Raw genomic sequence first — 11,845 nt, forward strand, 5'->3', positions numbered from 1 at the left:
ATCACACATGAAACTGCTCCTTGATATTTTCTGTAACTACCCGTCCATCAAAGAGGTTGATGATACGGTGGGCAAATCCGGCATCATAGGGGGAGTGTGTTACCATGATCAGTGTAGTACCGGCATTATTCAATTCCTGCAACAGCTTCATCACTTCTTCCCCGTTGGAGGAATCCAGGTTACCGGTAGGTTCATCCGCCAGGATCAGGTTGGGCCTGGCTACTACGGCGCGTGCAATGGCTACTCTTTGCTGCTGGCCACCGGACAGCTGCTGCGGAAAGTGATTGCGGCGATGCATAATATTCATCCGCTCCAGTACTTCTTCTACTTTCTGCTTTCTTTCGGAAGCAGGTACTTTCAGATATAATAACGGCAATTCCACATTTTCAAAAACAGTCAGTTCATCAATCAGATTAAAGCTCTGGAATACAAAACCTATAGAGCCTTTGCGAAGCTGCGCCCTTTGCCGTTCGCTCATACGCGCTACTTCTTTCCCCCAGAAATGATACTCACCATCGCTGGGATTATCCAGCAATCCTATAATGTTCAGCAAGGTAGACTTCCCACAACCGGAAGGACCCATTATAGCTACAAACTCACCATCCTGGATCTCCATGTTAATACCATTGAGGGCGGTAGTTTCCACCTCTTCTGTTGTAAATAACTTTTGTAAGTTAACGGTGCGTATCATAAACGTTATTTAATTGTCTTAAAAGATGTTTTTACAATGCTAGTTTATATAAAAAAATGGATGAATGCTAAAATGCTAAAACGCTAACACATCTTTGTTGCCAAAGTTCTCATAAGAAGAAGTAATCACCTGGTCGCCCGGTTGGAGTCCTTCCAATACTTCAAAATATAACGGATTTTTACGACCCAGCGAGATATTACGTTTCACTGCACGCTTACCGCTTTTGTCTACTACGTACACCCAGTTACCACCGGTGTCTGAGAAGAAACCACCCAGCGGTAACAAAGTCGCTTCAGCAGACTTACCCAATACCAGGCGGATAGGGGATGATTGTCCGCGTCTGATACCTTCAGGCGTGTCTTTTTCAAAGTTCATATCGGCCTGAAAACGACCGCTTTTTACTTCCGGATATACTTTTGTAACGATCATTGCGTATGACTTACCATCAAATTCGAAGGTCGCTCTCAGTCCTGCAAATACCTGTGAAACATAGTGTTCATCGATATCTGCGCGCAATTTAAACCCATTCAGGTCATCAATCTGTCCGATATTCTGACCGGCCTGGATACTGGACCCTACTTCTACATCTATGGATGACAGCTGTCCGGATACCGGGGCGCGTACAATCAGGCTGTTCAGGTTTTCCTTCATCAGCTCCAGGTTGCGCTGCGTGCGGGTCAGCGTGCCTTCCAGCTGTGCAATCTGCATCTTCGCATTCTCCCGTTGGTACTGCTGTGATTGCAGCTGAATATCCCGCTGCCGGGTCAGCCCTTCCAGTTCAAACTTGTTCTTGTTGAAGTCCTGCCGGGCCACGATCTTTTCTTCTACCAGCTGCTTGTTACGATCATACAGATCTTTGGCTACATCAATTTTTGAATCAAGATCAGAAATAGTCTGTTGCATAACGAAGTCCTGCTGGCGGATATTCAGACGTGTGTTCTGTAGTTCATTCCGCAGCCGGTAAATCTCTGTTTCGTGGTTCACAAATTCCATCATCATATGCTGGTTGTCCAGCTTCAGGATAGAATCGCCTTCCTTAATCATACTGCCGCCTTCGAGGTATTTCTTACTCACATATCCGCCTTCAATAGCATCCAGCCGGATTGTTTTCAGGGGCATTACAACAGCTGTTACAGCAATGTATACATCAAAGGTTCCTTTGGTTACGGGAGAGATGGTGATCTTATCCTTTTCCACGTTGAGGGTGGCGCGGTGATCAGCGAAGATCAGCGTATACAATAGCAGCATTACTACGAGGGTACCACCACCGATCATCAGGATCCGTTTTCTGCTCCAGAACTTCTTTTCTAGTTTTCTATCCATGTTATTAGCGAAAAGTTTGCTGAACAGAGAAAGTCAATCCATATGCCAAAGCTTAAAACCCTTTACCATAGTCAATTCCGACGGATTTACAATGCCAAAAACGTCCTGTGGCGGACAACCGGTGTCCATAATCGGACACTTTTAAATGATCTGTAAATAAGCCGTGGTGGTGAAAAAATCTTTCTGTAATATTGTTTTCCATTCACCTTTCGCCCATGACCACCATGCAACCTGGAAAAATTTTAATTGTTGATGATGATGTAGATGTATTACGCGCTGCCCGCCTTTTATTAAAACGGCATTTTGAGCAGGTTGATTTTGAAAAAAATCCGCAGAAAATACCCTACCTCGTCTCCAATTTCGAATATGATGTGATCCTCCTGGATATGAACTTCACGCGCGATCTGAGCAGCGGTAAGGAGGGCTTTGAATGGCTGGACCGCATCCTTGATATCAAGCCGGATACAGCCGTGGTATTGTTTACCGCCTACGGCGATGTGGAGATGGCGGTGCGCGCTATTAAAGCCGGTGCCGTGGACTTCGTACTCAAACCCTGGGAAAATGAAAAACTCCTGGCTACTATTCAAACAGCTTATAACAAACGCGCTGCCCGCCTTGCAAAGCCCGGAGCAGTACCAGATACCGGCAACCTCGTAGTTGGACAAAGCCCTGCTATGCAGGCCGTATTTGACACCGTGTCCCGCGTAGCGGCCACAGATGCCAACATCCTCATTCTGGGCGAAAACGGTACCGGTAAAGATATGCTGGCCAGGCATATCCACCAGCAATCCAACCGCAACGGCAAACCCTTTGTGAGCGTAGATCTCGGCGCTATCAGCGAATCCCTGTTTGAGAGCGAACTGTTCGGTCATGTAAAAGGCGCTTTCACTGATGCCCGTGAAGACCGCGCCGGCCGTTTCGAAGAAGCCACCGGTGGTACCATCTTCCTGGATGAAATAGGAAACATCTCTATTCCTTTCCAGGCTAAATTACTAACCGTACTGCAAAACAGGTCCGTCACAAAAGTAGGCTCCAATAAAAGTATGCCCATTGACGTTAGACTGATATGTGCCACCAACCGCAACATCCAGCAACAGGCAGCGCAGCAGCTCTTCCGGCAGGATTTGCTGTACCGCATCAATACCATTGAAGTACATCTTCCCCCGCTACGTGAACGCAAGGAAGACATTATACCTCTCGCCGATCATTTTCTGCAACTGTACCGCGAAAGATATAAACGCCCGGTAAGCAACCTGCATGAATCGCTCGTACAACAACTGGAACGATACGAATGGCCTGGCAACATCCGCGAACTGCAACATGCCATGGAAAGAGCAGTGATCCTCTCGCAAAGCAAAACACTGCAACCGAAAGATGTCTTTGTAAAAAATAATAACGCAACAGATCAGTCCATGGACACCGGTTACAACCTGGAAGAAATGGAACGCAACATCATTACCCAGGCCATGAAAAAATGTAACGGCAATATCACCGAAGCCGCGAAAGAACTGGGCTTAAGCAGGGCTGCACTGTATAGAAGACTGGAGAAATATAATATCTAGGGCTGACGCCAAAAGCTAATAGCTATAAGAATGAACCGCTTCAGCATTAATATCATCCTGCGCGTACTGTTGCTCACCACTACACTGGCGGCCGGCATATGGCTCTTCATGCATAGCATGCAGCCACTGGCATTCCTGCTGTTGCCATTGGTATTATTACAGCTATATGGCATTTACTATTACCTGAACCGCATCAACCGCAAACTCACGCTGTTCCTGGAATCTATCCGCTATGAAGATTTCTCCATCCGCTTCAGCGCAGATAATAAACTGGGACAAAGCTTCAGTATGCTCAATCACCAGTTCAATGAAGTACTCGAAGCATTCCGGCAAACCAGGGCCGAAAAAGAAGCCAACCTGAAATACATTGATACCATCATTCAGCACATCAGCATCGGTGTACTTTCTTTTGATATAGAGGGAAAAATAGAACTGATCAATCCCGCCGCTTTCCGCCTGATGGGCATTTACCGGCTCAGGAATATTTTCGAATTAAAAACAGCGCATCCCGGCCTCGCGGAACTGCTCATGGAACTGCAATCAGGCAATAAAACCCTGTACGCTACGCGGCAGGAACAACAGCTCTCCATCCATGCCGCCACCGTAAGACTACAAGGCAGATTGATCAAACTTATTTCTATACAGAACATCCATTCCGAATTGCAGAAAAAGGAGCTGGAAGCGTGGCAGAACCTCACTAAAATACTACGGCACGAGATCATGAATTCCGTGACGCCTATCGTGTCCCTCATTGGTACCATGCAGGAAATTGTAGACCTGGATATAGCACCCGGTTCGGAGCACCAGGAAGGTATCGCCGACTTACGGGAGGCCCTGCAAACAGTGGAAAGCCGCAGCAAAGGCATTATGAACTTCGTAAATGCTTACCGCGACTATACCACCTTACCGCAACCACAGTTTACCACCGTAAATGTAAAAGACCTGGTGTCTTCTGTTGGCAGCCTTTTCCAGGCAGATATGAAACAGGCCGGCATCAATTTCCTGGTAAAAACAGAGGTAGATAATACAGAGATCCATGCCGATGTATCACAACTGCAAATGGTGCTGATCAACCTCGTTAAAAATGCGCTGGATGCGCTGGAACACACCAGCAACGCCACTATTCACCTGAAGGTATACCTGAACAAAATACAACAGATCTGCATAGAAGTAACCGACAACGGTCCCGGTATTGATTCAGATGCCATGAATAAAATTTTCATTCCCTTCTTCACTACCAAAAAGAAGGGCTCCGGTATTGGTTTGAGCCTGTCGCAACAGATCATACAAATGCACGGAGGGCAACTAAAAGTCATCAGCCCCGGAAGTAACGGCCACGGATCTACGTTTTTTATTCTGCTCAATACCTGATCATGCTGAAAAGAATCCATATATTGTTATAACAATCCTATCCACCATGCTAAAATCAAAGTGGCTTATCCTCTATTTTGTTACCCTGCTCGCTGACCTTACGCTCATCGGCTTACAGATGGATGCCTACCGTTACACTACCAAACCGCTGCTGATGCTGATCCTGGCAATCTATTTTTTTCAGGCGGAGATTACTATACCCAAAGGCCATCGTTCATTGATGCTCGCAGCTCTTTTATTTTCTTTTTTGGGAGATGTATTACTGATGTTTGATCATCTTTTCCTGCCCGGACTTGGGAGCTTCCTGGTAGCACATCTTTTTTACATTGCTTTCTTTCTGAAAATAAGGTTCTCCGGCACGCCGAGGCCGCTCTGCAAATGGGGGCTGGTCATCCTGAATGCTGCCGTGATCATTGGCTTCATCCTGTTCATGTTCCCTCATCTGGGCAGCATGACCATTCCCATCATTATTTATTCCATCGTCATATCCATTACGCTTCAGAGTGTATTACATGCCTTCCGCTTTACCATCCACCCGGCGGGCTGGTATTGCCTGGCAGGCGCCATCCTGTTTATCTGCTCGGATGCCATGATAGCCATTGGTAAATTCTATCATCCTATCACTGCCGGCGGTATCTGGGTAATGCTGACGTACGGAATAGCGCAGTGGGGGCTGGTTTACGGGAGTGTGCGTTATTTTCAGGAAAGAATTGCGCATCAGTAATCCGTAATTCGTAATTTCGTGTTCTATGCAACAAACAGATTTTCTTGTCATCGGTTCGGGGATTGCAGGGTTAACCTATGCCCTCAAAGTATCGCAGCAATGCCCTGATAAAAAGATAACTATTATCACTAAAAGCCGTGAAGATGAAACCAATACCAAGTACGCGCAAGGCGGCGTGGCAGTGGTAAACGACCTGGAAAACGACAGCTTTGAAAAACATATAGAAGACACCCTCATCGCCGGCGACGGGCTATGTAATGAGCGTGTAGTGGAAATAGTAGTAAAGGAAGGCCCTGACCGCGTGAATGAAATCATAGAGTGGGGCGCCAATTTTGATAAAAATGCAGACGGCGACTTTTCGCTGGGCCGCGAAGGTGGCCACTCCGTATTCCGCGTCATTCATCATAAAGATGTTACCGGCCGGGAAATAGAACGGGCACTCCTGGACGCTATTCACCGCCGTCCTAATATAGAGCTGATCACACATTGCTTTGTGGTAGACCTCATTACGCAGCACCACCTGGGCTACCTGATCACCAAATCCACGCCGGATATAGAATGTTACGGCGTATATGTACTGAATCTCAACAATAAAAAAATAGAGAAGATCCTGTCCAAAGTAACGCTGCTGGCTACCGGCGGCAACGGACAGGTATACCGCAGTACCACCAACCCCGTTATCGCTACAGGCGATGGTGTGGCGATGGTGTATCGCGCCAAGGGACGTATCGAGAACATGGAGTTCATCCAGTTTCACCCTACCGCCTTGTATCAGCCGGGCGTAAGCCCTTCCTTCCTGATTACGGAAGCGGTGCGTGGTGATGGCGGTATCCTGCGTAATATCCATGGCGAAGACTTCATGCACAAATACGATCCGCGCCTGTCGCTCGCGCCCCGTGATATTGTGGCCCGCGCCATTGACAGTGAGATGAAGATCTCCGGTACCGAACATGTGTACCTGGATTGCCGGCATATGGATCACGAAAAATTCATTCATCACTTTCCCAACATCTATGAAACCTGCAAGGAAGCGGGCATAGATGTACAACAGCAAATGATTCCGGTAACGCCGGCAGCACATTACAGTTGCGGAGGTATTAAAACCAACGAATGGGGGCTCACCTCCATCCGCAACCTGTATGCATGCGGGGAATGCGCCAGCACAGGGCTCCACGGCGCCAACCGCCTGGCCTCCAACTCCCTCCTCGAAGCCATGGTATTTGCACACCGCTGCTTTATAGATGCTACCAGTAAAATAGATGCTTTAAGTTTCAAGGAAAATGTACCCGACTGGGATGCACGCGGTACCAACGCTCCCAAAGAAATGATCCTCATTACCCAGAGTTTGAAAGAACTGAAACAGATCATGAGCGACTATGTAGGGATCGTAAGAACAGACGTACGCTTGCAACGCGCACTGCGCCGGATGGATATCCTCCACGAAGAAACGGAAGACCTCTATGAACAGACAGAAGTTTCTCCGCAACTGTGTGAACTACGTAACCTCATCACCGCCGGCTACCTGATTGTGAAAGGCGCTGCCTTCCGCAAAGAAAGCAGGGGGCTTCATTTTAATACCGATTATCCATATAAGAGCGAACTGGTGCAAAACATCGTATTGTAAGCTAAACCGGTGGTTTACATTACCTTTGCGTTGCAATTTCAACAATCCGGAATATGTATTATCTGCTGCTTGCATTTTGTTATAGTTTTTCAATACTGCCTTTCCCGGTGCTTTATTTCATCAGCGACATCTTGTATGTGCTGGTGTTTCATGTATTCGGCTACCGCAAAAAAGTAGTACTGACCAATTTAAGACAGGCCTTTCCGGATAAGTCGCCGGAAGAAATTACGCGGCTCGCAAAAAAATATTACCGCAACCTTACAGATATGATGGTGGAAACCATCAAACTCCTGACCATGAGCAAGCAAGAGCTCCAGGACCGCTTCCAGTGCGACCTTACCGTACTACATCAGCTCCATGCACAGGGTAAGAGCTGCCAGTTGCACCTGGGTCACAACTTCAACTGGGAATGGGCAAACCTCTTTTGTATGCAGGGCGTACAGTTTCCTTTTCTCGTCGTATACATGCCTCTCAGCAGCAGACCGGCAGACAGGATGTTCCGTCATTTCCGGGAGAAGTTCGGCACCCACCTCATTCCTGCCAATGATATGAGCAACGGCATGAAGCCCTGGATGAACAAACAATACCTGATCGCTTTGGTGGCAGACCAGAACCCCGGCAACCCGCGCCGTTGCTACTGGTTTCCCTTTCTCAATAAAATGACCGCATTTTACAAGGGTCCTGAAATGGCCGCTAAAAGAAATAATATCCCCGTTGTATTTGCAGACATCCGGAAAATAAAACGTGGTTACTATAAAGCTGAATTAAAGCTCGCATTTGAAGAACCCCAACAGGAGCCGGACGGGAAGATCACCCAGGCATTCGTGGAATACCTCGAAAAAAATATTCATGAGCAGCCCGAAGTATGGGTGTGGAGCCACAGGAGATGGAAACACAAATATGAAGAGCAGCATAAATAATAACGGACCAGGCTAAGCCTGATCCGTTATTATTTATCTTTTTATGTAAAGCCGGTTTAATTCAGTACACTCTTTTCCTGTATCACTTCCAGCCCTTTTTCATCTTTCATTTTGTTGTAGCCACCTTCTACATTACGCAGGTTGTGAATACCTTCCCTTTTCAGGATAGAACAGGCAATGATGCTGCGGTATCCGCCCTGGCAATGTACATACAGGTTATGATTTTCATCAAAATCAGCCATGGTACCGGGATCTGTCATATCTCCCAGTGTGAGATTGATAGATCCTTTAATATGACCGCTGGCATATTCAGCCGGCTTGCGTACGTCTACAATCACCAGGTTTTCATCATGTGGTAAATCCATGGCCAGTTCATCAGGCTCAATGCTGATGACCATATCCCTGGCTTCGCCGGCAGCTTCCCAGGCAGGATAACCACCATTCAGATAGCCGTTCACGTTATCAAAACCAACGCGGGCCATTCTTACCACCGTTTCTTCTTCTTTTCCGACAGGTGTTACCAGTATAATTTCTTTATCAAAAGGTAAAAGGCTGCCTGCCCATTCCGCAAAACGGCCTTCCAGGCCAATACTGATAGATCCGGGTACAAAGCCATCCCCGAACTCAGTGGCGGGGCGGGTATCCAGGATCAATGCGCCTTCTTTGCTTTTTTGTTTGAACTCCGCAGGTGTGAGTGGTTGCATCGCTTTTTTCATGATGCCCTGCAAAGCGTCATACCCTTCTTTATTTATTTTGGCATTGATAGGAAAGTAAGAGGGCGGCGTGGTTAATCCACTGGTTACTTCTTCAATGAATGCTTGTTTATCCGTTGCCAGCAACGCGTAGTTGCTGCTTTTTTCATCACCGATGGTGCTGTGCGTATCAGGCCCCAGGTTCTTACCACAGGCCGATCCGGGGCCATGGGCCGGGTACACAATTACATGATCAGGTAATGTTTTGATTTTATTGTTGAGAGAATCAAACAGCAGATCCGCCAGTTCTTCTTTGGTAAGATCACCGCTGAAAAGATCAGGACGTCCTACATCTCCTACAAACAAAGTATCGCCGGTGAATAATGCATAAGGTGCTTTCTGTTCATCCAGCAATAAGTAACAGGATGATTCCAGCGTATGACCGGGTGTGTGCAATACTTTCAGGGTAAGTGCGCCGATGGCAAATTCCTCATTATCTTTTGCTACATATGCATCGAAACCGGTTTCTGCATCAGGGCCAAATACAATTTGTGCCCCCGTGGCCTTTGCCAGTTCCAGGTGCCCGGATACAAAGTCCGCATGAAAATGCGTTTCAAAAATATATTTAATGGTTGCGTTGCGCTCAGTGGCCAGATCAAGGTACACATCAATATCACGCAGCGGATCTATTACCACTGCTACGCCTCCCGATTCAATAAAGTAAGCTGCTTCAGACAGGCAGCCAGTATATAATTGCTTTACGAACATGGTATTGGATTTTCACAAATTTACGGATTATCCTCCGGCCTACTTATGGATAAAATCTATACCAAAATAAAAAAGTAGCCGGATGGCTACTTTTTTATATAATTCATTTCCGTATTTAAACGGCTAATAACATTAACCAACAAGTTCTTCCACAAACTTCGCCACCTCAGCAATACGCTGTTTGTTGATGGTGTAGTGGATAAACTTACCATCTCTTTCTGTGATTACAATGCCTGCACGCCTTAAAATGGCGAGATGCTGCGATGCTACCGATTGTTCCAGACGCAATTTCACATAAATCTCTGTCACAGTCATTTTCTTGTGGTCCTCCAACAGCTTAATCATCTGCTGGCGCAACTTATGGTTGATAGCGCGTAAAACCATAGCAGCCTTTTTGACGGCAATGTAATCCAATTTGATCTGGTCTTTTTCATTGTTACCTCTGGAAATAATAAGCGTATTTGAAGAGGTAGTTAATAATGTCTTTTCCATCGCATAATAGTTTTTAAAAAATGATGAAATGAAAGGGATCAACGGACAGTAATCGCAAAACAGTTAGATAACAATTGCGGTTATCGATTTATACAAAAATATAATATCTATCACAATAAAAAAAATTTCTATACCTTATTTTATCATATATAACCGGTGGATACTTGCAGATTAGATGTAATTTGACGCTCCCATGACAAATAAAACGAAAGTGTTAGGGTTTTTGAGGGGAGAAAAAGGGCTTTAAATAAAACGGGCTGAAATAAGCGAGGTCAACAAATTCATTTTTGGAGAAAGCCTGCTCTGCGAGTGGCGCCATATGTGCAGCACTCATCTTGTATGTTACAAAAATAGCATTGGTAGTAGCTGGTAACAGCTGCTCCCACTTAGGGCTTCCATCGCCAAAAAAGCAAATCTTTCGCTGCGCCAGCATTTCCTGAAAAGAGGAAGCCTCCAGGATCAGTGCCTGTGGCGGCATCACAGGATTTAAATCCGCATCATATACCGCTGTAAATACTTCCTGCCGGCGGGCATCCAACATAGGGCAATAATATACCGTATCATCTTTCAATGCATCTTTTAATCCCTGCGCCATCATATGTAGCGTGGAAATGGCCAACAAAGGCTTATCCCAGGCGTAACACAGCCCTTTGGCGGTAGCCACGCCTACACGTAAGCCTGTGTAAGAGCCCGGCCCTGCACTCACCGCAATGGCATCCAGCTCCGCTGCCGTAACCCCCTGATCTTTTAACAGCTGCTGTATAAACAGCACCATCGTAGCTGCATGGTCCTGCTGTTTCTCATTTACCAATGTCTGTAAAGGCTGTCCATCCCGCGCCAGGCTCACAGAACCTGTAGTAGTAGCGGTATCTATGTTAAGTATCAGTGCCATGTTAATTCCTAAATCGCTTCGTATTCTGTTTGTAATAATGCAGCCACCTCATAACGGTCATCACCCGTAATGTCGTGTACTGCCTTTAATACTTCGTATACATGCTTCACGCCTATCCTCTCGCACCATTCAAACGGACCATAAGGATAGTTTGTACCCAGTCGCATGGAAGTATCTATATCTGCACGGGAAGCAGTGCCTTCCTGGGCTGTAAGATACGCTTCATTAATGATCATACACACCACACGGGGTGTTACCATACCTACAGCATCCGCTACCAGCGCATATTCCCAGCCCAACCGATACATAATATCCGCCAGGGTTGCCTGTTGTCCTTCATCCATTACCGTTACTTCCAATACCGGCATATTAATAAACCCCGGCAGAAAGTTACAGCCCATCATATTAAAGCCCTGCTCAAATGCATACTGCCCCATGATTTCTGATAAAGACGTTTTCACCATCCCTGCCAGCACCGGCACACCGGGATTCCTGGCATAAATAGCGGCATGCTCCGGCCGGTCGTCAAATACCAGGTCAATGACCAGGTCATATACCTTGACAGACAAAACCTCCTCCAGGCTTGTTTTCCACTGCACCTCATGTCCGGACAGGTCCCGCTCCTGTAGTTCCTCATATCGCTGTCCATCTGCTATTATCAGGATATTCATGCGCTAAATTTCGGCAAACCTAACAAAGAATCATTAATTATAGCACATCCCGGCCCATCTGCTTTTTGTATAAAAGCTGCTTTGGGCCTGATCATCAGGATCCACATACCTACTT

At 46.4% G+C, this 11,845-nt stretch carries 11 protein-coding genes; 5 read left to right on the forward strand and 6 right to left on the reverse strand.

The window, feature by feature from the left end; all coding sequences use genetic code 11:
- Position 1 precedes the first annotated feature (1 nt).
- Together ABQ275_RS22785 and ABQ275_RS22790 are read right to left on the reverse strand one after the other, a co-directional pair.
- The gene (locus ABQ275_RS22785; RefSeq protein WP_349315444.1) at positions 2 to 691 is read right to left on the reverse strand and encodes an ABC transporter ATP-binding protein; all 690 of its coding nucleotides are present in this window, start codon (positions 689 to 691) and stop codon (positions 2 to 4) included.
- 75 nt (positions 692 to 766) lie between these two features.
- Positions 767 to 2,014, reverse strand: a complete 1,248-nt coding sequence (locus tag ABQ275_RS22790; RefSeq protein ID WP_349315445.1) for an efflux RND transporter periplasmic adaptor subunit — start codon at positions 2,012 to 2,014, stop codon at positions 767 to 769.
- 191 nt (positions 2,015 to 2,205) lie between these two features.
- On the opposite strand from ABQ275_RS22790, the gene ABQ275_RS22795 reads away from it, so the two are divergent.
- The 5 genes from ABQ275_RS22795 to ABQ275_RS22815 are packed head-to-tail and all read left to right on the forward strand — an operon-like array spanning position 2,206 to position 8,215.
- On the forward strand, positions 2,206 to 3,576 hold the full coding sequence (locus ABQ275_RS22795) for a sigma-54 dependent transcriptional regulator (RefSeq protein WP_349315446.1): 1,371 nt from the start codon (positions 2,206 to 2,208) through the stop codon (positions 3,574 to 3,576).
- A gap of 30 nt (positions 3,577 to 3,606) precedes the next feature.
- A complete protein-coding gene (locus ABQ275_RS22800; RefSeq protein ID WP_349315447.1) occupies positions 3,607 to 4,947 on the forward strand; it encodes an ATP-binding protein in 1,341 nt (446 codons plus the stop codon).
- A 46-nt stretch (positions 4,948 to 4,993) separates the two neighbouring features.
- A complete protein-coding gene (locus tag ABQ275_RS22805; RefSeq protein WP_349315448.1) occupies positions 4,994 to 5,671 on the forward strand; it encodes a lysoplasmalogenase in 678 nt (225 codons plus the stop codon).
- A 25-nt stretch (positions 5,672 to 5,696) separates the two neighbouring features.
- Positions 5,697 to 7,295 carry an L-aspartate oxidase gene (gene nadB / locus ABQ275_RS22810; RefSeq protein ID WP_349315449.1) on the forward strand — a complete coding sequence of 533 codons (1,599 nt, stop codon included), beginning with the start codon at positions 5,697 to 5,699 and terminating at the stop codon, positions 7,293 to 7,295.
- A 53-nt stretch (positions 7,296 to 7,348) separates the two neighbouring features.
- A complete protein-coding gene (locus ABQ275_RS22815) occupies positions 7,349 to 8,215 on the forward strand; it encodes a lysophospholipid acyltransferase family protein (RefSeq protein ID WP_349315450.1) in 867 nt (288 codons plus the stop codon).
- A gap of 56 nt (positions 8,216 to 8,271) precedes the next feature.
- Here the strand turns inward: ABQ275_RS22815 and ABQ275_RS22820 are convergent, their stop codons facing one another.
- The 4 genes from ABQ275_RS22820 to ABQ275_RS22835 all read right to left on the reverse strand — a co-directional run bounded on the left by ABQ275_RS22820 (position 8,272) and on the right by ABQ275_RS22835 (position 11,730).
- Positions 8,272 to 9,675 (reverse strand): MBL fold metallo-hydrolase, encoded by a 1,404-nt coding sequence (locus ABQ275_RS22820; protein WP_349315451.1) that lies wholly within the window; start codon positions 9,673 to 9,675, stop codon positions 8,272 to 8,274.
- A gap of 132 nt (positions 9,676 to 9,807) precedes the next feature.
- Positions 9,808 to 10,167, reverse strand: a complete 360-nt coding sequence (locus ABQ275_RS22825) for a helix-turn-helix transcriptional regulator (RefSeq protein WP_073084462.1) — start codon at positions 10,165 to 10,167, stop codon at positions 9,808 to 9,810.
- Positions 10,168 to 10,381: 214 nt separating this feature from the next.
- On the reverse strand, positions 10,382 to 11,059 hold the full coding sequence (gene tsaB, locus ABQ275_RS22830) for a tRNA (adenosine(37)-N6)-threonylcarbamoyltransferase complex dimerization subunit type 1 TsaB (RefSeq protein WP_349315452.1): 678 nt from the start codon (positions 11,057 to 11,059) through the stop codon (positions 10,382 to 10,384).
- An 8-nt stretch (positions 11,060 to 11,067) separates the two neighbouring features.
- The gene (locus tag ABQ275_RS22835) at positions 11,068 to 11,730 is read right to left on the reverse strand and encodes a 3-hydroxyacyl-CoA dehydrogenase family protein (protein WP_349315453.1); all 663 of its coding nucleotides are present in this window, start codon (positions 11,728 to 11,730) and stop codon (positions 11,068 to 11,070) included.
- Positions 11,731 to 11,845 lie beyond the last annotated feature (115 nt).

The sequence above is a fragment of the Chitinophaga sp. MM2321 genome, from assembly GCF_964033635.1.
Taxonomy (GTDB): Bacteria; Bacteroidota; Bacteroidia; order Chitinophagales; family Chitinophagaceae; genus Chitinophaga.